The organism is Phreatobacter cathodiphilus (genome assembly GCF_003008515.1).
Lineage (GTDB): Bacteria > Pseudomonadota > Alphaproteobacteria > Rhizobiales > Phreatobacteraceae > Phreatobacter > Phreatobacter cathodiphilus.
Map to the genome: position 1 here is coordinate 3,079,543 of NZ_CP027668.1, position 20,135 is coordinate 3,099,677.

22 protein-coding genes are annotated in these 20,135 nt (G+C 68.3%); 17 read left to right on the forward strand and 5 right to left on the reverse strand.

Translation table 11 applies throughout. The annotated features are described in order from the left end of the window. The first annotated feature begins 35 nt into the window (after positions 1-35). The 10 genes from C6569_RS14800 to C6569_RS14845 all read left to right on the forward strand — a co-directional run bounded on the left by C6569_RS14800 (position 36) and on the right by C6569_RS14845 (position 11,107). Entirely contained in the window at positions 36-695 is a 660-nt protein-coding gene (locus C6569_RS14800) for an aspartate/glutamate racemase family protein (protein WP_106749567.1), read from the forward strand. Positions 696-1,908: 1,213 nt separating this feature from the next. Further along, a complete protein-coding gene (locus C6569_RS14805; RefSeq protein WP_106749568.1) occupies positions 1,909-2,469 on the forward strand; it encodes a glyoxalase superfamily protein in 561 nt (186 codons plus the stop codon). Positions 2,470-2,512: 43 nt separating this feature from the next. Continuing rightward, entirely contained in the window at positions 2,513-3,607 is a 1,095-nt protein-coding gene (locus tag C6569_RS14810) for a microcin C ABC transporter permease YejB (protein ID WP_106749569.1), read from the forward strand. Positions 3,608-3,610: 3 nt separating this feature from the next. Beyond that, positions 3,611-4,777: an ABC transporter permease gene (locus C6569_RS14815; RefSeq protein ID WP_106749570.1), complete on the forward strand. Its 1,167-nt coding sequence runs from the start codon at positions 3,611-3,613 to the stop codon at positions 4,775-4,777. Positions 4,778-4,797: 20 nt separating this feature from the next. Then, positions 4,798-5,034: a hypothetical protein gene (locus C6569_RS14820; protein WP_106749571.1), complete on the forward strand. Its 237-nt coding sequence runs from the start codon at positions 4,798-4,800 to the stop codon at positions 5,032-5,034. Beyond that, positions 5,031-5,495 carry a type II toxin-antitoxin system VapC family toxin gene (locus tag C6569_RS14825; protein ID WP_106749572.1) on the forward strand — a complete coding sequence of 155 codons (465 nt, stop codon included), beginning with the start codon at positions 5,031-5,033 and terminating at the stop codon, positions 5,493-5,495. The genes C6569_RS14820 and C6569_RS14825 overlap by 4 nt, the downstream gene beginning before the upstream one ends. Before the next feature lies 1 nt (position 5,496). Next, the gene (locus tag C6569_RS14830; RefSeq protein ID WP_425440677.1) at positions 5,497-7,140 is read left to right on the forward strand and encodes an ABC transporter ATP-binding protein; all 1,644 of its coding nucleotides are present in this window, start codon (positions 5,497-5,499) and stop codon (positions 7,138-7,140) included. Beyond that, on the forward strand, positions 7,137-8,087 hold the full coding sequence (locus tag C6569_RS14835) for a 2-hydroxyacid dehydrogenase (RefSeq protein ID WP_106749574.1): 951 nt from the start codon (positions 7,137-7,139) through the stop codon (positions 8,085-8,087). Before C6569_RS14830 ends, C6569_RS14835 begins: the two co-directional genes overlap by 4 nt. A gap of 135 nt (positions 8,088-8,222) precedes the next feature. Further along, positions 8,223-10,316, forward strand: a complete 2,094-nt coding sequence (locus C6569_RS14840; protein ID WP_106749575.1) for a methyl-accepting chemotaxis protein — start codon at positions 8,223-8,225, stop codon at positions 10,314-10,316. 98 nt (positions 10,317-10,414) lie between these two features. Then, positions 10,415-11,107 carry a DsbA family protein gene (locus C6569_RS14845; protein WP_181313762.1) on the forward strand — a complete coding sequence of 231 codons (693 nt, stop codon included), beginning with the start codon at positions 10,415-10,417 and terminating at the stop codon, positions 11,105-11,107. Between the two features lie 19 nt (positions 11,108-11,126). On the opposite strand, the gene C6569_RS14850 is transcribed toward C6569_RS14845, so the two are convergent. Together C6569_RS14850 and C6569_RS14855 are read right to left on the reverse strand one after the other, a co-directional pair. After that, positions 11,127-11,405: a hypothetical protein gene (locus tag C6569_RS14850; RefSeq protein ID WP_106749577.1), complete on the reverse strand. Its 279-nt coding sequence runs from the start codon at positions 11,403-11,405 to the stop codon at positions 11,127-11,129. A gap of 76 nt (positions 11,406-11,481) precedes the next feature. Beyond that, positions 11,482-12,789, reverse strand: coding sequence for a methyl-accepting chemotaxis protein (locus C6569_RS14855; RefSeq protein ID WP_106749578.1), 1,308 nt, complete (start codon positions 12,787-12,789; stop codon positions 11,482-11,484). Between the two features lie 85 nt (positions 12,790-12,874). Between C6569_RS14855 and C6569_RS22505 the strand changes: the two genes are divergently transcribed. After that, positions 12,875-13,075 carry a helix-turn-helix domain-containing protein gene (locus C6569_RS22505; protein WP_245898114.1) on the forward strand — a complete coding sequence of 67 codons (201 nt, stop codon included), beginning with the start codon at positions 12,875-12,877 and terminating at the stop codon, positions 13,073-13,075. 39 nt (positions 13,076-13,114) lie between these two features. On the opposite strand, the gene C6569_RS14865 is transcribed toward C6569_RS22505, so the two are convergent. Both C6569_RS14865 and C6569_RS14870 read right to left on the reverse strand, forming a co-directional pair. Continuing rightward, positions 13,115-13,993, reverse strand: coding sequence for a C40 family peptidase (locus C6569_RS14865; RefSeq protein ID WP_106749579.1), 879 nt, complete (start codon positions 13,991-13,993; stop codon positions 13,115-13,117). A gap of 33 nt (positions 13,994-14,026) precedes the next feature. After that, on the reverse strand, positions 14,027-14,377 hold the full coding sequence (locus C6569_RS14870) for a MarR family transcriptional regulator (RefSeq protein WP_106749580.1): 351 nt from the start codon (positions 14,375-14,377) through the stop codon (positions 14,027-14,029). A gap of 119 nt (positions 14,378-14,496) precedes the next feature. Between C6569_RS14870 and C6569_RS14875 the strand changes: the two genes are divergently transcribed. Together C6569_RS14875 and C6569_RS14880 are read left to right on the forward strand one after the other, a co-directional pair. Beyond that, a complete protein-coding gene (locus tag C6569_RS14875) occupies positions 14,497-14,970 on the forward strand; it encodes a YqaA family protein (RefSeq protein WP_215905757.1) in 474 nt (157 codons plus the stop codon). A 97-nt stretch (positions 14,971-15,067) separates the two neighbouring features. Further along, positions 15,068-16,030, forward strand: a complete 963-nt coding sequence (locus C6569_RS14880; RefSeq protein WP_106749581.1) for a complex I NDUFA9 subunit family protein — start codon at positions 15,068-15,070, stop codon at positions 16,028-16,030. Between the two features lie 6 nt (positions 16,031-16,036). On the opposite strand, the gene C6569_RS14885 is transcribed toward C6569_RS14880, so the two are convergent. Continuing rightward, positions 16,037-16,840, reverse strand: coding sequence for an undecaprenyl-diphosphate phosphatase (locus C6569_RS14885; RefSeq protein WP_106749582.1), 804 nt, complete (start codon positions 16,838-16,840; stop codon positions 16,037-16,039). Positions 16,841-17,120: 280 nt separating this feature from the next. Between C6569_RS14885 and C6569_RS14890 the strand changes: the two genes are divergently transcribed. The 4 genes from C6569_RS14890 (at position 17,121) to C6569_RS22430 (ending at position 20,128) form a co-directional block, all read left to right on the forward strand. After that, complete coding sequence (locus tag C6569_RS14890) at positions 17,121-17,813, forward strand: glutathione S-transferase family protein (protein ID WP_106749583.1); 693 nt, start codon at positions 17,121-17,123, stop codon at positions 17,811-17,813. Further along, positions 17,810-18,922 (forward strand): tRNA epoxyqueuosine(34) reductase QueG, encoded by a 1,113-nt coding sequence (gene queG, locus C6569_RS14895; RefSeq protein WP_106751066.1) that lies wholly within the window; start codon positions 17,810-17,812, stop codon positions 18,920-18,922. The genes C6569_RS14890 and queG overlap by 4 nt, the downstream gene beginning before the upstream one ends. A 33-nt stretch (positions 18,923-18,955) precedes the next feature. Beyond that, entirely contained in the window at positions 18,956-19,843 is an 888-nt protein-coding gene (locus tag C6569_RS14900; RefSeq protein WP_106749584.1) for an SDR family oxidoreductase, read from the forward strand. Positions 19,844-20,005: 162 nt separating this feature from the next. Then, positions 20,006-20,128 (forward strand): hypothetical protein, encoded by a 123-nt coding sequence (locus C6569_RS22430; RefSeq protein WP_281260364.1) that lies wholly within the window; start codon positions 20,006-20,008, stop codon positions 20,126-20,128. The last annotated feature ends 7 nt before the right edge of the window (positions 20,129-20,135 follow it).

Sequence of the window (20,135 nt, forward strand, 5' to 3'; positions counted from 1 at the left end):
GACAATAGACCGACCCAGAGCCGAAGCGGAACCTCATGGCACGCAGACCCCGTATCCTCGTCATCAACCCCAATTCCAACGAGGCCGTCACCGAGGGCCTGCGCCAGGCCGTGAAGCCGCTGACCTATGCCGACGGACCGGAGATCGTCTGCGAGACGCTGGCCGAGGGGCCCTTCGGCGTCGAGACGCAGGAGCATGTCGAGAGCGTCACCCTGCCGCTGCGCCGCAAGGTGGAATCCACCAACGACGCCGACGCCTTCATCATCGCCTGCTATTCCGACCCCGGCCTCTTCGTCGCCCGCGAGGGGACGAGCCGGCCGGTCTTCGGCATCGCCGAATGCGGCGTGCTGACCGCCCTGTCCCGCGCCGACCGCTTCGGCGTCATCGCCATCAAGTCGCGCTCCATTCCCCGCCACATCCGCTACCTCCGCCAGATGGGTCTGATGGAGCGCCTCGCGGGCGAACGGCCGCTGGAAATGTCGGTGGCCGAGACCGCCTCGGGGGACGGCACGCTCGCCCGCATGATCACGGTGGGGCGGGAGCTGAAGGACCTCGACGGCGCCGGCGCCATCGTCATGGGCTGCGCCGGCATGGCCCGGCACCGGAAGCCGCTGGAGGATGCGCTGGGCATTCCGGTGATCGATCCCACGCAAGCCGCGGTGACCATGGCGATCGGCACGCTGGCGGTGGGGTAAGGCGGGGGCGCCCCCGCGACGCGCCACACCTCATCTCCTCATCCTGTGGGGCGACGCTCCAGGAGGATCGGCCCAGGCGGTATAGTCGAGTTCACAGGATGAGTGCCTTCAGCGAACCAGGCATCTCTGGAGACCTACCCGCAGGCAGACACGGGAGATCACAGTTTCGGGGTTCAGCGTCGCGGCTGTGTCTGTCGAGAGGCAGTGTTGTCGCTGTTCCCTTGCACCCCCATGCAGCGGCGGAAACATGCGACCACGCTCGGGGGATTGGCAGCCTCCCCACCCGGCCTTCCGCCACATTGACGGGTACAGGCCGAGCGATCCTGCGCCAGGGCCGGAGCGTGTCCCATCCCCAGCATTAGAACGGCCAGAAGTGCAGCAGTGACCATTTGCCTGGCCATATCTCCCCCCCCGGTGTTGACCCCGGTAGCACCATAATGGTTCGATGAGCAGTATCAACGGGGCAATCAGATGAAGTTCGGGGCAGTATTTGGCTTTGTGGTGGCACTTTCGCTACCGATCGGAAGCGTCGGGTCCCAGGCCCAGACTGCCACATCCTCGTTCAACAATCAGCGGAGCGTGCACAACGCCTGCTGGCAAGCGCTCGGCATACCACCGTCGAGCAGCTATCCAACTAACCCCCGGCATCAGCGTGACCTTGAAGCTTGTAAAGCTGCCGGCGGGCCCAATGCTTATCAGCGGACCCGCGGTTTCGCCGGCACGACCCCCTCGGGGCCGGCGAATGGCAAAACCTGCTCGCAACTCGTTCAGGAGTGCGTATCGTTCAATACGCGCGTGAACGCACCAACCGCCCGCTGTGAGACCTATCGGGCATCGTGCATGCAGACCGGCGTGTACGAAGATCGCAATCGCCGGATCACGGGTGTCGTGCGACGCTGATCTCGACCGTCGCCTTTCGCCCGAGGGGGGTGGTCGCGTTAACGGCGCATGCTTCGTTGTCCTGCAAATACCCACGTCTGGCGTTGTGGGCAGCGTCACCTGCCACAAAGTGCCCGGCGGCGGCTGTTGCACACGTCCCGGAGCGCCGCTAGACAGGCGCTAGGCTGATACGGCCTGCCGCTCGCGCCCCTCATCGGGTCCGGTGAACGTATCGACGAGAGAAGGCTCTTCCCGATCCCTCCGCGGACAGGCGAAGCGTCAGCAATGCGAGCCCTGACACCCATCGCCTGAACCCTCAGAAGGATCGGCAACGATGCGTTCGTTCCGCGATGCCAAGGCCATGGCCAGGTCGCTCCGCGAGGAGCTCTCCGCCCGGTCGATCGACATTCCCCACGCCCTCGCCCTCGAACTGGTGGCGAAACAGTTCGGCCTCGCCGACTGGAACACCCTGTCGGCGCGGGTCGACGCCGCGTCCCCCTCGCCCGCCGCAGAGCCTCCCGGCATCGCCATCAAGCCTGCCATCCCCGTCATCCGCTCCTTCGACGAGGCCAAGGCGCGCGAATTCTATTGCGGCTTCCTCGGCATGGCGGTCGACTGGGAGCACCGTTTCCATCCCGGCGCGCCGCTCTACGTGCAGCTCTCGCGCGGAGAGCTGCTGGTCCATCTCTCCGAGCACCATGGCGACGCCAGTCCAGGGGCGACCTGCTTCGTGCGGATGAGCGGAATCCGCGCCTTCCACGCCGAGCTGATCGGGCGCAACTACGCCAACAACCGGCCAGGCCTCGAGCAGCAGGATTGGGGGCTGGAGGTGACGGTCAACGATCCCTTCGGCAACCGCCTGCGCTTCTGCGAGCAGAACGCCCAGGGCGCCTGACGGCGCTATTGACGGCGGACTCGCCAGACACGAGTCTGCAGCCATGCTGACCTACATCATCCGGCGCATCCTCCTCATGATCCCGACCATTCTCGGGATCATGCTGATCTCCTTCCTCGTGGTGCAGTTCGCGCCGGGCGGGCCGGTGGAGCGCGTCATCGCCCAGCTCACCGGCAACGACGTCTCGGCGACGCAGCGCGTCTCCGGGGGCGGGGCAGACGCCGCCCAGGCAACGGCGGCGGAGGCGGCCAACAGCACCTATCGCGGCGCACAGGGGCTCGACCCGCAGTTCATCGCCCAGCTCGAGAAGCAGTTCGGCTTCGACAAGCCGGCCCACGAGCGCTTCCTGCTGATGATCTGGAATTATGCCCGCTTCGACTTCGGCAAGAGCTATTTCCGCGACGTCTCCGTTCTGCAGCTCATCGGCGAGAAGCTGCCCGTCTCCATCTCGCTCGGCCTGTGGCTGACGCTGCTGACCTATCTCGTCTCCATCCCGCTCGGCATCCGCAAGGCGATGAAGGACGGCTCGCGTTTCGACGTCTGGACCTCGGCGGTGATCATCATCGGCTATGCGATCCCCGGCTTCCTCTTCGCCATCCTGCTGATCGTGCTCTTCGCCGGTGGCTCCTTCCTCGACTGGTTCCCCTTGCGCGGCCTGTGGTCGGACAACTGGGCGGAACTGACGCCGTGGCAGAAGGTCCTCGACTATCTCTGGCACCTCGCCCTGCCGCTCACCGCCATGGCGCTCGGCGCCTTCGCCACCATGACCCTGCTGACCAAGAACTCGTTCCTCGACGAGATCCGCAAGCAATATGTGATGACCGCGCGCGCCAAGGGGCTGGACGAGCACCAGGTGCTCTACGGCCACGTTTTCCGCAACGCCATGCTCATCGTCATCGCCGGCTTTCCCGGCGCCTTCGTCCACGCCTTCTTCACCGGATCGCTGCTGATCGAGACCATCTTCTCCCTCGACGGGCTCGGCCTGCTCGGCTTCGAGAGCGTGCTCAACCGCGACTATCCCGTCGTTTTCGCCACGCTCTTCATCTTCTCGCTCGTCGGCCTCGTGGTGAACCTCATTTCGGACCTCATGTACACCTGGGTCGATCCGCGCATCGACTTCGAGGCGCGGGAGGTCTGAGCCATGGATGCCGCCGTCCTCGCCCGGTCCGACGCCGCCCCGCCGCGACCGTTCCTGTCGCCGCTGAACCAGCGTCGCCTCGCCAATTTCCGCGCCAACAAGCGGGGCCTGTGGAGCCTGCGCCTGTTCCTCGCGCTCTTCGTGGTGACGCTCTTCGCCGAGTTCATCGCCAACGACCGGCCGCTCTTCATCCGCATGGAAGGGCAGGCCTTCTTCCCTGCCCTGGTGAACTATTCGGAGAAGCAGCTCGGCGGCGAATTCGAGACGCCGGCGGACTACAAGGACCCCTTCCTGCTCGACCAGTTCGATGAGAAGCGGGCCTTCGTGCTCTGGCCGCTGATCCGGCACAACTACGCCTCCACCGTGAAGGACCCGGTGACCCCCTTTCCCTCGGCGCCGACCTGGGCCCAGCGCGGGAGGCTTCCCGACTGCGCGGCGGCGCGGGCGAAGCCGCGGGGCGAACGGCCGCAGGGCGCGAGCTACTGCGAACTGGGCAACTGGAACTGGCTCGGCACCGACGACCAGGGCCGCGATGTTCTGGCCCGCGTCATCTATGGCTTCCGCATCTCGGTGCTCTTCGGCCTCGCGCTTACCATCGTCTCCTCGCTGGTCGGCATCGCCGCCGGCGCCGTGCAGGGCTATTTCGGCGGCTGGACCGACCTCCTGTTCCAACGCTTCATCGAGATCTGGACTGCCATCCCCTCGCTCTATCTGCTGCTCATCATATCCTCGGTGCTGGCCCCGAGCTTCTTCGTGCTCCTCGGCATCCTCCTGCTCTTCTCCTGGGTAACGCTGGTGGCCGTGGTGCGTGCCGAGTTCCTGCGCGCCCGCAATTTCGAATACGTCAACGCCGCGAGGGCGCTCGGCGTCGCCTCCTCCACCATCATGGTCCGCCACCTGCTGCCCAACGCCATGGTGGCGACCATCACCTTCATGCCCTTCGTCCTCTCGGGCAGCGTCATGACGCTCACCGCCCTCGATTTCCTCGGCTTCGGCCTGCCGGTCGGATCGCCATCGCTCGGCGAACTGCTGCAGCAGGGCAAGTCCAACCTCCAGGCGCCCTGGCTGGCGCTGACCGGCTTCTGCACGCTGGCGATCATGCTCTCGCTGCTCATCTTCGTCGGCGAGGCGGTGCGCGACGCCTTCGACCCCCGCAAGACCTTCGCGTGAGGCTGTGATAGGTTTCGGGAATGAACGAGATCGTCAGGAAGATCGTCTCGGTTGCCGACCTGCCGGAGCATCTGCGGGCGGGTCTCGACCCTGCACGCCCGGTCGAGATCGTGCAGTACGGGGGCGAGGCCGCATCCGGCCCCTCCTCGGTCGCGGAGCTGCGGGCAAGACTGGCCCATCTCGACTACCGGCGTTTCGACAACTGGCCTGATATCGTGGCCCATGTCCGGCACGTTCGCGATGGTGACGCCCTTTGACCGGTCCGGGGCTGGAGCGCGTCTATCTCGATGCCAATTCGTTCATCGGTATCGTCGAGGGAACGGGGCCGCGAACCGACCGCCTGACGCCTCTGTTCGATCGCATTGCGGAGGGGCGGCTGGTGGGCCTCACGAGCGAACTCACCGTTGCCGAGGTTCTGGTGCACCCCTTGCGCCGCGGCGACGACGAGACTGCCGGCGCCTATCGCGACATTCTTTCGCCGCGGTGGCCGATAGCCATGCTCGCCATGGACGTTGCGACCCTGGAGGCCGCGGCCGCCACCCGCGCCCGGTTCCCCCGCCTGAAACTGCCGGATGCGATCCACATCGCGGCCTGCATGCGAGCGGCTTGCAGCGTCTTCGTCTCGGCGGATCGCGAACTTCCTCTCCCCAAGGCGGTCAGGCTGGTCAATCCCGACGATCCGCTCGACGTCGATCGCTTTCTCGCGGCCCTCCCCTGACATGAGCTCCATGACCGCAGACACGCCCCTCCTCTCCGTCCAGGACCTGTCCGTCGCCTTTCGCCAGGGCGGCAAGGTCTCGCTCGCCGTCGACCGCATCTCCTTCGACGTGCATCGCGGCGAAACCGTTGCCATCGTCGGCGAATCCGGCTCGGGGAAATCCGTCTCCGCCCTGTCGGTGATGAAGCTCCTGCCCTATCCCGCGGCCTCCCACCCGAGCGGGCGCATCCTGTTCAAAGGCGAGGACCTTCTGGCCGCCGACGAAGCCGCCATGCGGCGGGTGCGCGGCAATGCCGTCACCATCATCTTTCAGGAGCCGATGACCTCGCTCAATCCGCTGCACACCATCGGGCAGCAGGTGGCCGAGACGCTGATCCTCCACAAGGGCATGACGGCAGCCGACGCCCGCGCCCGCACCATCGAGCTCCTCGGCAAGGTCGGCATCCCCGATCCGGCAGGGCGCCTCGACGCCTATCCGCACCAGCTCTCCGGCGGCCAGCGCCAGCGCGTCATGATCGCCATGGCGCTCGCCAACGAGCCGGACCTGCTCATCGCCGACGAACCGACCACGGCGCTGGACGTCACCGTTCAGGCGCAGATCCTCGCCCTGCTGAAGGACCTGCAACGCGAACTCGGTATGGCGATCCTCTTCATCACCCACGACCTCGGCATCGTCCGGCGGATCGCCGACCGGGTCTGCGTCATGAAGGGCGGCCGCATCGTCGAGCAGGGCCCCGTCGCCGACATCTTCGAGCGGCCGCAGGATCCCTATACGACCGCGCTGATGGCGGCCGAGCCACAGCGGCGCACCCGCACCACCCGGGCGGAGGCCGGCACCATCATGCAGGCCGACGATCTCAAGGTCTGGTTCCCGGTGCGGCGCGGCCTGCTCCGCCGCACCGTCGGCCACATCAAGGCCGTCGACGGCATCTCGATCTCCGTGCGCGAGGGGCACACCCTCGGCATCGTCGGCGAATCGGGCTCGGGCAAGACGACGCTCGGCCTCGCACTCCTCCGCCTCATCGCCTCCGACGGACCGATCGTCTTCATGGGCCGACCGATTCAGGGTCTCGGCTTCAAGGCGATGCGGCCGAACCGCCGCTTCATGCAGGTGGTCTTCCAGGACCCCTACGGCTCCCTGTCGCCCCGCATGTCGGTGGCCGAGATCGTCGCCGAGGGCCTCGCCATCCACCATGCCGGGCTCGACCCCGAGGAGCGCGACGCGCGCGTCGTCGCGGCCCTGGTCGACGTCGGCATCGATCCGGAGAGCCGCCACCGCTATCCGCACGAATTCTCCGGCGGCCAGCGCCAGCGCATCGCCATCGCCCGCGCCATGGTACTGGAGCCGACCTTCGTGCTGCTCGACGAGCCGACATCGGCCCTCGACCGCATCGTCCAGGCGCAGATCGTCGACCTGCTGCGCGACCTCCAGGCCAAGCGGAACCTGACCTATCTCTTCATCTCCCACGACCTCAAGGTCGTCTCCGCCCTCGCCGACGACATCATCGTCATGAAGGGCGGCAAGGTGGTGGAGAGCGGTGCGGCGGAGCGGGTGTTCAAGGCGCCGGAGAACGATTACACCAAGGCTCTTTTCGCGGCGGCCTTCGACCTCGCCGCCACAACGCATGAGAGACCGCCGACGTGAATACCCTGCTTCTCGGTATCGGCGCCTGGGACCCCGAACCCTGGCGCGCCCGTTTCCAGGCGGTGCTGCCCGGCTGGCAGGTGGTCCTGCCCGGCGAGATCTTCGACCGCCGCGCCGTCCGTTATGCGGCGGCCTGGAAGCAGCCCGAGGGCACCTTCGCCGACCTGCCGCTGCTCGACGCGATCTTCTCCCTCGGCGCCGGCGTCGACCACCTGTTCAAGGACAAGCGCCTGCCCGAGGGCGTGCCGGTGGTCCGAGTCGTCGACCCTGACCTCACCACCCGCATGTCCGAATATGTCGTCATGCACTGCCTCATGGCCCTCAGGCGGGTGCGCGTCTATGACGGCTTCCAGCGCGAGCGCAAGTGGATCGATCTGCGCGACCAGCCGCAGGCGAGCGACATCCGCGTCGGCCTGCTCGGCATGGGCGTGCTCGGCCAAGACGCCGCCGCCAAGCTGAAGACCATGGGCTTCCAGGTCGCCGGCTGGAGCCGCCGCCCCAAGGCCGTCGAGGGCGTCGCCATGCACCACGGCGCCGACGGCCTCGACGCGCTCGTCGCCGCCTCCGACATCCTCGTCGCCATGATGCCGCTGACCGCCGATACCGCGGGCATTCTCGACGCAATGCTCTTTTCCCGACTGCCAAAGGCGGAGGCCATCGGCGGGCCGGTCCTGATCAATGTCGGCCGCGGCGGCCTGCAGAACGAGACGGACATCCTCGCGGCGCTCGACACCGGCACGCTCGGCGCCGCGGTCCTCGACGTGTTCCAGACCGAACCGCTGCCCGAGGACAGCCCCCTCTGGTCGCATCCGCACGTCACGGTGACGCCGCACAATTCGGCGATCTCCTCGCCGCCGGCCATCGCCGCCTATGTCGCCGCCCAGATCACGGCCCATATGGAAGGCAAGCCGCTGGTCAACGTCGTCGACCCCGCCCACGGGTACTGAGCAACGGTTCCGTAAGGTCAATTAAGACTCGGATTTTTCACTGATTTTCGGCCAATTTCCGCCTGCGCTTAGGGTTTCCTTTACGCTGGTCGGAGATGGTGTTCTCGCACCTGCGAAGACTTCCGGAGATCACCCGTGTTCAATCGTCTCACCCTCAGCGGCCTCGTCAGGGCCGTCGTCTCCGTCTTCGCGGTGGCGCTGATCGCGCAGCTGGCGCTCGGAGCCTGGGAGTCCTGGACCCGCTACCAGAAGTCCACCCGCATCGCCGCCGTGGTCGAAACCACCACCCACATGTTCACCGCCCTGCACAACCTGCGGGTCGACAGGTCGAACTCCCGCCGCGCGCTGATCCTCGACGACGTTCATCCGACGGTGCCGCGCACCATCGCGCCCCATCGCGAGGCCGAGATGCCGGCGCTGCGGTCGGCGCTCGCGACCCTTCGCACCATCGAATACGCGGGCGCCGCCGCCGCGGTCGCCCAGCTCGACCAGACGATCAAGCGCATCGACGAGATGCAGGCCGAGACCGCCCGCGCCATGGCCATGCCGAAGGGCCAGCGCCGCGTCGGCATCGCCGACGACTATTTCAACCTCACCGACGGCGCCATCAACCTGCTGGACCGCCTCTCCGGCGAGTTGACCAAGCTGATCAAGCTCGACGATTCCTTCGTCGACCAGCTCATGGAGATCAAGCAGAACGCCTGGATCGCCCGCCAGGCGGCCGGCGACACCTCGGTGTTCATCTCCAACCCCCTCGCCGGCCTGCCGCTGCCCGAGAACCCGCTGGTCGGCTACGCCGTCCTGACCACGCGCATGGAGACCGCCTGGGCCGCCGTCGAGCAGCTCGCCGGAAGCCTCGCCCTGCCGCCGAGCTTTGCGACCGCCCTCCAGCAGGCCCGCGGCGGTTTTCTCGACCCCGAATTCGCCAAGGTGCGTCTCGCCACCCTGACCGCCCTCATCAACAAGCAGCAGCCCGCCTTCACGGCCAACCAGTGGTCGCTGATGGCGGTGCCGAAGCTCGGCACCATCCTGACTGCCGCCGATGCGGCCCTGGACACGGCCCGCGCCCATTCGGACGCGACGCGCGCCGCCGCCTTCCGCAGCCTCGGCATGCAGCTCGGCGCCCTCGGCCTCGCCCTCGCCTTCGCCATCGCCGCGCTGGTCCTCATGACCCGCCGCGTCATCGGCCCGCTGACCGAGATCAAGGACTCCATGCTGCGCCTCGCCGACGGCGACACCACCGTGGAAAGCCGCTTCGTCACACGCAAGGATGAGATCGGCGCCCTCGCCAGCGCCATGCAGACCTTCAAGGACAACATGATCGAGGCCGAGCGGCTGAGGGCCGAGCAGGGCGCTATCGAGGCGCGCGGCGCCGCCGATCGCCGCGCCGCCATGCTCCAGCTCGCCGACGCCTTCCAGAGCACTGTGGGCGGCATCGTCCAGACGGTGTCGCGTGCCTCCGCCGAGCTGGAGGCGGCCGCCACCAGCCTGTCGAAGACCGCCGAGAACACCCAGGGCCTCGCCACCGTGGTCGCTTCCGCCTCCGACGAGGCCTCGGCCAACGTCCAGTCGGTGGCCGGCGCCGCGGAGGAGATGGCGAGCTCGGTCAGCGAGATCGGCCGTCAGGTGGAGGAATCGAGCCGCATGTCCGGCGAGGCGGTCAAGCAGGCCGAGAAGGCCGACCAGCGCATCGCCGAACTCTCCCTCGCCGCCGGCCGCATCGGCGACGTGGTCAAGCTGATCACCGCCATCGCCGAACAGACCAACCTGCTCGCGCTCAACGCCACCATCGAGGCGGCCCGCGCTGGCGAGGCCGGCAAGGGCTTCGCGGTCGTCGCCTCCGAGGTCAAGCAGCTCGCTACCCAGACGGCGAAGGCCACCGAGGAGATCGGCGCCCAGATCGCCACCATGCAGGCGGCGACGCAGGACTCGGTGTCGGCCATCAAGGAGATCGGCTCGACCATCGATCATCTCGCCGGCATTGCCGCGGCCATCGCCGCCGCGGTGGAGGAACAGGGCGCGGCGACGCAGGAGATATCCCGCAACGTTCAGGAAGCCGCCCAGGGCACGGCCGAGGTCGCCAGCAACATCGCCAGCGTCAATAGCGGCGCCGCCGAGACCGGTTCGGCCTCGAGCCAGGTGCTCAGCTCGGCCCAGTCCCTCTCCCGCGAGAGCGAGATCCTGCAGCGCGAGGTGGCGCGCTTCATCGAGACGGTGAAGGCCGCCTGACGATTATGCATCACGCGAGCCTGCCCTCACGCAGGCTTGATTGTCCACGCGACGGCCGCGCCACGATGGTGCGGCCGTTTCGCATCGGGAGTGAACGCATGGCCCTCACCCGCCGCAACGCCGCCGTCGGCAGCCTCTTCGCGCTCGCGGGAATGGCCCGCCCGCGGCCGCTCGGCGCCCAGGAGGGCTGGTATTCCCTCAAGGACGAGGCCGGCCGCCCCATCCAGAACTTCCGCGTGCCCATCGAGCTACAGACCGAGATCATGGCCCTGGAGAACGCCGTCACCTTCGGCGCGCGCCAGGCCGATCTGACGCTGATCGAGGTCTACGATTCCAACTGCCCCTACTGCCGCACGGCCGTGGGCGAGATGAAGCAGATGATCGCCCGCGACCGAGAGCTCGCCGTCACGGTCATCAATGCGCCGAGCCTCGGCCTGCCCTCCGTTCTGGCGGCGCGGGTGGAATATGCCGTGAAGCTTCTCGGCGGGACGGACAAGGCCCGCGCCTATCACGAGGCCTCGATGCGGACCCGCGGCGTGCTCGACGGCCGCCGCGCCCTGGAACTCGCGGCGGATATGGGCCTCGACCGGGCGAAGGTGGAGGAGATGGCCGACCGGACGGAAACCGGCCGGGTCGTGGCGCGGGCGGTCCGCCTCGCCAACGCAAGCAACCTCGCCGCGACGCCTTCGTGGCTGGTCGCCGGCACCGCCGTCATTGGCTGGCCCGGGCGCGCCGTCATGGAGCGCATCGTCGCCGCCGTGCGCGACTGCGACAAGCCGGTGTGCGGCTGACGCGGACGCGAGGGACGCCTCACCGCGGTGCGACGGGGCCCCGGCCGACGGGTGACTGCGGCTCGCCGGCGAGTTCGCGCATCGCCCCCAGGTAGCAGAGCGCGACGTTGGCGCAGGACTGGGCCACCTGCGAGAACTGGGCCAGCACCTCCGCCTGCTGCGGCATCTCGATGAGGCTGATGGCGCGCTGCAGTCTCTGGATGATGAGGAGCAGCGAGGCGAGATCCCCCATGAAATCCCCGATTTCGGGATCGTTTCGGAACTCGTCGGTGACCAGACGAAGAGTTTGCGCGGTCATGATCGTTTCACCCGGGATGGCGTGAGAAGAAAAGGGGCGCGCCGACCATGCGGCGCTGGTTGCACGGAACGGACCGTCAGGCTGCGCGGACGGTCGCCAGGAACTGCTTCATCTCCGCCGACAGCCGCTGCGCCTGCTGGGCGAGATCGGCAGAAGCCGCGAGAACCTGACCGGCCCCCTGGCCGGTCTCGGCCGCTGCCTGCGCCACCGAGGTGATGGCGGACGAGACCTCGTTGGTGCCGGTGGAGGCCTGACTCACCGAGCCGACGATGTCGCGCGTCGCAGCGTTCTGCTGTTCGACCGCCGCGGCGATGGAGGAGGAAGCCTGGTCGATGGAGCGGATGCTTCCGGTAATGCCCGCGATCGCTTCCACCGCCTTCTTCGTCGTGTCCTGGATGGCGACGACCTGCATGCCGATCTCGCTGGTGGCCTTGGCGGTCTGCTCTGCGAGCCCCTTCACCTCCTGGGCGACGACAGCGAAGCCCCTGCCGGCCTCGCCGGCCCGCGCCGCCTCGATGGTGGCGTTCAGCGCGAGAAGGTTCGTCTGGCCGGCGATGGTGGAGATCAGATCGACGATGGCACCGATCCGCGCCGCCCCCTGCGACAGGTCGGCGACGATTCCCCCGGTCGCGTCGGCCTCCTTCACGGCGCCGCGGGCCAGCGTCGCGGAATGCTCGACCTGACGGGCGATTTCGTGCACCGAGGCGCCGAGTTCCTCCGCCGAGCCCGCCACGGCGGTGACGCTGGTGCCGGCCTCCTCGGCGGCGCTCGCCACGGAGGTCGACTTCACCGAGGCTTCCTGGGCCGAGGTCGAGAGCTGGGTGGCGGTCGCCTGCATCTCGGTCGCGGCGGCCGAAACCATCTCGACGATCCCGCCGACGGAGGCTTCGAACCGGTCGGCGAGCTGCAGCATGATCTCCCGGCGCCGCTGCTCCTCCCTGGCCTGAGCCTCATCCTGTTCAGCCCTCAACTTCGCGGCCTCCAGGCCCTTGGCCCGGAAAACCTCGGCGGACCTGGCGATGTCGCCCACCTCGTCCCTGCGCTTCGTGCCGGCGATCTCGACGTCGAACCTGCCGCCGGCGAGAGCCTGCAGGGTTTCGTTGACGGCCCGGATCGGCCGCGCGATTCCCACCTGGCCGATGAGCAGGCCCGTACCGAGGCCCGCGATGATCGCACAGCCCATGACGATGCAGAGCAGGGTCTCCTTCGACAGCGCCACTTCGGAGATGCCGTGGGCGAAGGCCGCACTGCGCCGCGTCAGGATATCCGTCATCACCGTGGTCGCCTGGCGGGCCGGCACGAGGAATTTGCGGCTGGCGAGGGCGAGTTCGGCGAGGCGCCGCTGCTGCTCGGCGGTCGCATGGCCCCGCATCGGCGAGTACATCGACAGTCATTATGGGCAAGCGATCACGCTCGATGCTCTGGCCGGTGTCGCCGAGCAGAGCAGCCGGACGGTATGGCGGTCCTTCATGCGCGAGCACGGCATGACGCCGCAAAAGTACATCCGCAAGGTCCGCCTGGAGAAGGCCCGGAACGCCATCATCCAGCGTCCCGACCTGCCGATCATGCAGATCGGTTTGATGTGCGGCTTCAACAGCCTCGGCTTTTTCGCGAAGAGCTACAAGGAGGTGTACGGAGAACTGCCCTCCGAGACACGCGCCCGCTCCTGAGCCCGCGCGCGGCGGTTGCAGTGCCGGCGTCGCCGCCGCCTAGGCCACAGCCTGCAGCCGCCGGACGCCGGTGACCTCGCCGTAGGACTTGTCGCGAATGCGGGCGATGGCGCCGCTCAGCGGTTCCTTCACCACCATCATGTGGTGGCCGTTGGCGTGCAGGAGCTCGTCCGGGCCCGACACGATGCCCACATGGCCTTTCCAGAAGACGAGGTCGCCGCGGGCGAGCGTCGCCGGATCGCCCGCGAACGGAACCGCCGCTCCGACGGCCTTCTCCTGCATGTCGGTGTCGCGCGGCACGGCGATGCCGCAGGCCTCCAAGGCGCTCTGGACGAGGCCGGAGCAGTCGATGCCGAACGTGGTGCGCCCGGCCCACAGATAGGGCGTTCCAAGATAGGTCTCCGCCACGGCGACGAAGTCAGTCTCCACCTGCTCGACCGGCGCCAGATGGGCGGCGATGACGTGGCCCCCGGTGTCGGTGACGGCGAACTCGGCCGTCTCACGCTCGATGGTCAGCAGGCTGTTGCGGTGGATCGGAAAGGTCGGCGGCAGCTTGATGCTCGGGCCCGGATAGAGATGGGTGCGGGCAACCGCCACCCGGTGCGTGGCGGGCCGGCGGCGCGGCCGGAAGGCACCGGCTATGGCATAGCCGACATAGCCGTCGCGGTCTGACTGGACATAGGCGAACCCGCCATCCTCGTCATAGACCGTCACCTCCTCGCCGAGCAGCAATTCGCTGTCGCGTGCCGCGTTCATCAGCCGCGAGGGGGCGAGCGGCACCAGCGGCAGGTCGGTGCGCATGGGGCGCCCCTCGACGAAGCGGGCGCTCTCCACCTGTCCCTTCAGATGGGCGGCGGCCAGGTCGGCACGGGCGGGGGTCAGGCGGCGGTCGAAGACGGGCGGCAGCGAGAATGTCATGGCGTCGGTTCTAGCACGGCGACGGTTAACGGCTCAGGGGGGCAGCAGCCCGGCATGCTGGGCGACGAGGTCGCCCAGCCTCTCGACCGCGAGCGCCCCCTTCACAGTTCGCTGGATGACCACGTCTCGCCGGTCGTTCTCGTCACGGCGGCGCGAGACGAGCTCGAGCTTGCCCATGCTGTCCAGCGCGCGGGTGATGACCGGCTTGGTGACGCCGAGCTTTCTCGCAAGGTCCCGCACGTGGTGCGGAGGCGGCTCGAGATAGATGGTCAGCAGGATGGCGAGCTGGCGCGACGACAGGTCGGGCTCGCCGTCGCGCACCAGGGCCAGCGACACGTCGTGCATCAGCTTCATCGCCTGGGACGGGCGCAACGCGACGGCCATGGGAACGCAACCGGAAGACGCGGGGGAACTCGTTTCGGAGCCGTATTAAACGGCCCTCGGCGCCTCTGTGCAAGCACGCCCTTCCATGGCATGAGGCGAGGGTTAACCCGGAGCACCCCGTGGTCGCCGACCTCGCCACGCTGACCACCATGGCGCTCGCCGCCTTTTCCGCCGCAACCCTCCTGCCCGGTGGGTCAGAGGCGGTCTTCGTCGCCCTGCTGGCGGCGGGCACGGCAGACCCGCTGGCGTTGTTCCTCGTCGCCGCCATCGCCAACACGGCCGGCGGCATGACGAGCTGGTGGATCGGCTCGCAGATCGCCCACGGCGCCGACACCGAGCGCGGCCATGCCTGGATGCGGCGCTTCCGCCTGCCGCCGGCGAGCTTAGCCCGCGCCACACGGCTGTTCACCCGCTGGGGCTGGGCGGCCCTGCTCCTGTGCTGGATGCCGGTGATCGGCGACCCCGTCACCCTCGTCGCCGGCATGGCCCGCTATCCCGCCTTCCCCACCGCACTGATCACCGGTCTCGCCCGCACCCTGCGCTATGCCCTGGTCTGGGCCGCAGCGGCCGGGATCATCGCCTGGTGGACGTGATCCGGTCGCGCATCTCACCCGCCGCGCGGCCCCTGTACCTCACCTTTGAAATGCACTAATCACGGCGCGTTCCCCGTGACTGCGAGAGGCTATCGCGATGCAGACCTACGACCGGCTCGTCACCGTCTTCGGCGGCTCGGGATTCGTCGGGCGGCACATCGTCCGCGCCCTCGCCCGGCGCGGCTTCCGCATCCGCGTCGCCGTGCGCCGGCCGGATCTCGCCGGACACCTCCAGCCGCTCGGCATGGTCGGCCAGATCCACGCGGTCCAGGCGAACCTGCGCTATCCGGATTCGGTGCGCCAGGCGGTGGCCGGCTCCGAGATTGTCATCAACTGCGTCGGCATTCTCTACGAGACCGGCCGGCAGAAGTTCGATTCCGTCCAGGCGCGCGGCGCCGCGATGGTGGCCCGGGCGGCCGCCGAGGCAGGCGCCCGACTCATTCACCTCTCGGCCATCGGCGCCGATGCGGAGAGCAAGTCGCTCTACGCCCGCACCAAGGCCGCCGGCGAGGCCGCCGTGCTGAAGGAAGTGCCGGACGCGGTGATCCTTCGGCCCTCCGTCGTCTTCGGCCCGGAGGACGACTTCTTCAACCGTTTCGCCGGCATGGCGCAGATGTCGCCGGTCCTGCCCCTCGTCGGCGGCGGCGAGACGAAATTCCAGCCCGTCTTCGTCGGCGACGTGGCCCAGGCCGTGATGGCCGCCGTCGACGGCCAGGCGAAGCCCGGCGCGGTCTACGAGCTCGGCGGTCCCGCCGTGAAGAGCTTCCGCGAACTGATGGACTTCGTGCTGGCGACGACCCAGCGCAAGCGCCTGCTCGTGCCGCTCTCCTTCGGCCTCGCCCGCCTGCAGGCCAAGATCCTGCAGCTCCTGCCGAAGCCGCTCCTGACCGAGGACCAGGTGACGCTGCTCGAGAGCGACAACGTCGTCGGCGAGGCGGCCAAGGTCGAAGGGCGGACCCTGGACGGGCTCGGCATCCATGCCCAATCGGTGGAGGCCGTGGTGCCGACCTATCTCTGGCGGTTCCGCCGCCAGGGCCAGTTCACCGCGCCGGTCGGCTGACCGCCCTCAGCGCATCAGGTAGAGCCCGACGAGGCCCGCCGAGCCGACGACGATCCGCCACACCGCGAAGAGCGTGAAGCCGTGGCGGCTGACGTAGTCGAGCAGGAAGCGCACCACGAAGAGACCGGAGACGAAGGCGGCGACGAAGCCGACGCCGATCGTCGTGACGTCGGAGAAGTCCAGCAGCTTGTGATTCTTGTAGAGGTCGTAGGCGAAGGCCCCCGCCATGGTCGGCATGGCGAGGAAGAAGGAGAACTCGGCCGCGGCCCGTTTGGTCGTGCCCATCAGCAGCGCGCCGACGATGGTCGCGCCCGAGCGCGAGACGCCGGGAAACAGGGCGGCGCACTGGCACAGGCCGATCTTGAACGCGAGCCAGGGCGAGAAGCGGAAAGCGTTGTCCTCGCGCGCCTCGAGCTTCAGCCGGTCGACGACGAGCAGCACGATGCCGCCGAGGATGAGGGCGACGCAGACGAGGTCCGGTCGCTCGAACATCGCCTTGATGCGGCTGTGCAGCACGGCGCCGAGGGCCGCCGCCGGCAGGAAGGCGACGATGACGGAAATGACGAAACGCCGCGCCCAGGCATCGGTGGGCAGGCACAGGACGACGCCGAGCAGTCGCGAGAAATAGACCAGCAGGATGGCGAGGATGGCGCCGAGCTGGATCAGCACCTCGAAGGTCTTGCCCGTCGACTGGAAGCCGAGGAAATGGCCGATGAGGATGAGATGGCCGGTCGAGGAGACCGGAATGAACTCTGTCGCCCCCTCCACCACGCCGAGGACCAGCGCCTTGGCCAGATTGACGATGTCCATGGTGACCCCGGTCGCCTCGAAGCGGCCGCAACACCGGCCTCGCCACTCTCTTAGGCCCCACTGTCTTCATGTCCGGTTAAGCATGCGCCTCCGTGAAAATGCTGAGACGGCGAGGCCCCGTCCGCGTTCACACCCCGTCAACCATGACGGATCGTGAAGACCGATCAGTGTATCCGAAGGTTGTTTCGCCGCCGCCGGGGCGCTATGCACCCGCCTCCCGCATTGTCATCGAACACCCATATCGGGGCCCGCCATCCTGGGTCCTTCAGGTCTGGAGCGCATGGGACTGATCCTCCACCATCGGTACTTCTGCCCGCATTCCCGCTTCGTGCGCCTCGTGCTCGCCGAACGGGGGCTGGAGGCGGAGCTGGTCGAGGAGAGGCCGTGGGAGCGGCGCACCGATTTCCTCAGGATCAATCCCGAGGGTACGACGCCGGTGCTGGAACTCGTCGACGGCGTCGCCGTTCCCGGTCCCGACGGCGTGGCGGGCTGGCTGGACGATACCGACAGCCTTCCTCCCGGACGCCGCCTCATGCCCGAGGCCATCGGCCACCGCATCGAGGTGCGGCGGCTGATGCGCTGGTTCCACGGCAAGTTCTTCGAGGAGGTCTCGGGGCCGCTGGTCGAGGAGAAGATCGACAAGCGCTTCATCCCGGCCGAGTACGGCGGCGGCGCGCCGAACACGACGGCGCTGCGCGCCGCGCGGGCCAATATCCGCTATCATCTGGCCTATGTGGGCTGGCTGGCGGCGCGCAACGACTGGCTCGCCGGCCCCTCCATGAGTTACGCCGATCTGGCGGCCGCCGCGCATCTGTCGGTGGTGGACTATCTGGGCGAGGTTCCGTGGAACGACGACGCGGCGGCGAGGGACTGGTACGCCCGGGTGAAATCCCGGCCGTCCTTCCGCACCCTGCTGAACGACCGCGTGGTCGGCATGCAGCCGAGCGCGAGCTACGCCGATCTCGACTTCTGAGCGACCCCGCCGCGCTCCGGGCCGCCATCACGGCGCAGGCCAGGGCGGAAGGCTTCGACGCCGTCGGCTTCACCCGGCCTGACGCCATTGCCGAAGCCGGCCCGCGCCTCGCAGAGGCCGTGGAGGCCGGCCGTCACGGTTCCATGGCCTGGATGGCCGAGACGCTGGAGCGGCGCTCCCATCCCAACGCCATGTGGCCGGAAGGGCGCTCGCTGGTCATGCTGGGCGTCAATTACGGGCCGGACGAGAACCCACTCGACGGCCTCACGGATCGCGACCGCGGCCTCGTCTCGGTCTATGCCCGCGGCAACGACTATCACGAGGTCATCAAGGCGCGGCTGAAGGCTCTGGCACGCTGGCTGGTGGAGGAGACGGGCTGCGAGCTCAAGGTCTTCGTCGACACCGCACCGCTGATGGAAAAGCCGCTCGCCGCCGCCGCCGGCCTCGGCTGGCAGGGCAAGCACACCAACCTCGTCTCCCGCGACTTCGGCTCCTGGCTCTTCCTCGGCGCCGTCATGACGACGCTGGACATCCCGCCCGACACCCCGGAGCGCGACCATTGCGGCTCCTGCACGGCCTGCCTGTCGGCCTGCCCGACCGACGCCTTCCCGCGTCCCTACGCTCTCGATGCCCGGCGCTGCATCAGCTACCTCACCATCGAGCACCAGGGGCCGATCCCCAGGGAATTCCGCGCGGCCATGGGCAACCGCATCTACGGCTGCGACGACTGCCTCGCCGTCTGCCCCTGGAACAAGTTCGCCGAGACCGGCCGCAACATGAAGCTCGCGGCGCGTGAGCACCTGAAGCGCCCGTCCCTCGCCGAACTGGCGCAACTCGACGACGCCGCCTTCCGCGCGCTGTTCACGAAGAGCCCGGTGAAGCGCATCGGCCGCGACCGCTTCGTGCGCAACGTGCTGATCGCCATCGGCAACAGCGGCGATCCCGCCCTCGCGCCCGTCGCCGCCGATCGCCTGGCTGACCCCGCAGCCGTCGTTCGCGGGGCCGCCATCTGGGCCCTGAGGCGGCTCGATCCGGCGAGGGTGCCCGCCCGGCCGCCGGCCGGCGAGAGCGATCCAGACGTCCTCGCCGAATGGCGGCAGAGTCCGTAAGCTTCGCCCGGACACCAACAGCCAAGCACATCCATGACGCATCTCCTCATTTTCGGCCTCGGCTATTCCTCCCGTGCGGTGGTGCGCGCCGCCCCGCCCGGCATCACCCGGATCACCGCTACGGTCCGCTCACCGGACCGGGCGGCGGAGCTGTCGTCGGCGCCCGTCGAGGGTCGCGCCGTCACCGTCCTGCCCTTCGACGGCACGGCCATGTCGGAGCAGCTCGCAGGGGCGGTCGCGACCGCCGACCACATCCTCGTCTCCGCCCCGCCCGACACCTCCGGCGACCCGGTCCTGAAAGCCTGCGCTCCGGCTCTCGCCGCCCATCCGCCGAAAGCCGTCGTCTATCTCTCCACCGTCGGCGTCTATGGCGACCATGCCGGCGGCTGGGTCGACGAGACCACCGAGCCGCGGCCGGCGAGCCCACGCAGCTTCGAGCGGCTGGAGGCGGAGCGCGGCTGGCAAGCCTATGGCGCCGCGCACGGAGTGCCCGTCGCCGTCCTGCGGCTCTCCGGCATCTACGGGCCGGGGCAGAACGCACTGGTGAACCTCGCCCGCGGCACCGCGCGGCGAATCATCAAGCCGGGCCAGGTGTTCAACCGCATCCATGTCGATGACATCGCCCAGGCGGTGCTGGCGAGCTTCGCCCGCGGCCATGACGGCATCGTCAACGTCACCGACGACGAGCCCTCACCGCCCCAGGACGTCATCACCTATGCGGCGGAGTTGATGGGGGTGCCGGCGCCGCCGGAGATCCCCTTCGAGGAGAGCGGCCTTTCGCCGATGGGGCGGAGCTTCTACGGCGAGTGCAAAAGGGTCAGCAACATGAAGCTGAAGGGTGAACTCTTCGTTAAGCTCTTGCATCCAAACTTCAAGTCGGCGCTCCGGGCATTGGCCGCCGGGGGCGACGGCAGGCGCTAGGGAGTTCCGCAGAGTCATCTTGTTATTGCATTGCAGCATAGCCGCGACAGTATTGCTGCGACGCACAAATCACGGAACCATACCCCTCGATCGTCAGCCGCAGGCCTCCCGACGGCCGGTGCAGCGGATGACGACCGTCACCCGAGCCTTCAGGGGTATGTCATGATGATCGACATCGGCATTGCAGACTTGGCCATCATCCTCATCGGTCTCGGCGTCGGCGCGGCTCTCGCGCTCTTCGTCGTCGACACCGCGAAGCAGATGAACCTGCGCACCGACCCGTAAGGCTGGA

Bases quoted from the DNA above. Each gene is read 5' to 3' on its own strand.
- C6569_RS14800 (WP_106749567.1), top strand. From the start codon at position 36: ATGGCACGCAGACCCCGTATCCTCGTCATCAACCCCAATTCCAACGAG.
- C6569_RS14805 (WP_106749568.1), top strand. From the start codon at position 1,909: ATGCGTTCGTTCCGCGATGCCAAGGCCATGGCCAGGTCGCTCCGCGAG.
- C6569_RS14810 (WP_106749569.1), top strand. From the start codon at position 2,513: ATGCTGACCTACATCATCCGGCGCATCCTCCTCATGATCCCGACCATT.
- C6569_RS14815 (WP_106749570.1), top strand. From the start codon at position 3,611: ATGGATGCCGCCGTCCTCGCCCGGTCCGACGCCGCCCCGCCGCGACCG.
- C6569_RS14820 (WP_106749571.1), top strand. From the start codon at position 4,798: ATGAACGAGATCGTCAGGAAGATCGTCTCGGTTGCCGACCTGCCGGAG.
- C6569_RS14830 (WP_425440677.1), top strand. From the start codon at position 5,497: ATGAGCTCCATGACCGCAGACACGCCCCTCCTCTCCGTCCAGGACCTG.
- C6569_RS14845 (WP_181313762.1), top strand. From the start codon at position 10,415: ATGGCCCTCACCCGCCGCAACGCCGCCGTCGGCAGCCTCTTCGCGCTC.
- C6569_RS14850 (WP_106749577.1), bottom strand. From the start codon at position 11,405: ATGACCGCGCAAACTCTTCGTCTGGTCACCGACGAGTTCCGAAACGAT.
- C6569_RS14855 (WP_106749578.1), bottom strand. From the start codon at position 12,789: ATGTACTCGCCGATGCGGGGCCATGCGACCGCCGAGCAGCAGCGGCGC.
- C6569_RS22505 (WP_245898114.1), top strand. From the start codon at position 12,875: ATGCGCGAGCACGGCATGACGCCGCAAAAGTACATCCGCAAGGTCCGC.
- C6569_RS14865 (WP_106749579.1), bottom strand. From the start codon at position 13,993: ATGACATTCTCGCTGCCGCCCGTCTTCGACCGCCGCCTGACCCCCGCC.
- C6569_RS14870 (WP_106749580.1), bottom strand. From the start codon at position 14,377: ATGGCCGTCGCGTTGCGCCCGTCCCAGGCGATGAAGCTGATGCACGAC.
- C6569_RS14880 (WP_106749581.1), top strand. From the start codon at position 15,068: ATGCAGACCTACGACCGGCTCGTCACCGTCTTCGGCGGCTCGGGATTC.
- C6569_RS14885 (WP_106749582.1), bottom strand. From the start codon at position 16,840: ATGGACATCGTCAATCTGGCCAAGGCGCTGGTCCTCGGCGTGGTGGAG.
- C6569_RS14890 (WP_106749583.1), top strand. From the start codon at position 17,121: ATGGGACTGATCCTCCACCATCGGTACTTCTGCCCGCATTCCCGCTTC.
- C6569_RS14900 (WP_106749584.1), top strand. From the start codon at position 18,956: ATGACGCATCTCCTCATTTTCGGCCTCGGCTATTCCTCCCGTGCGGTG.
- C6569_RS22430 (WP_281260364.1), top strand. From the start codon at position 20,006: ATGATGATCGACATCGGCATTGCAGACTTGGCCATCATCCTCATCGGT.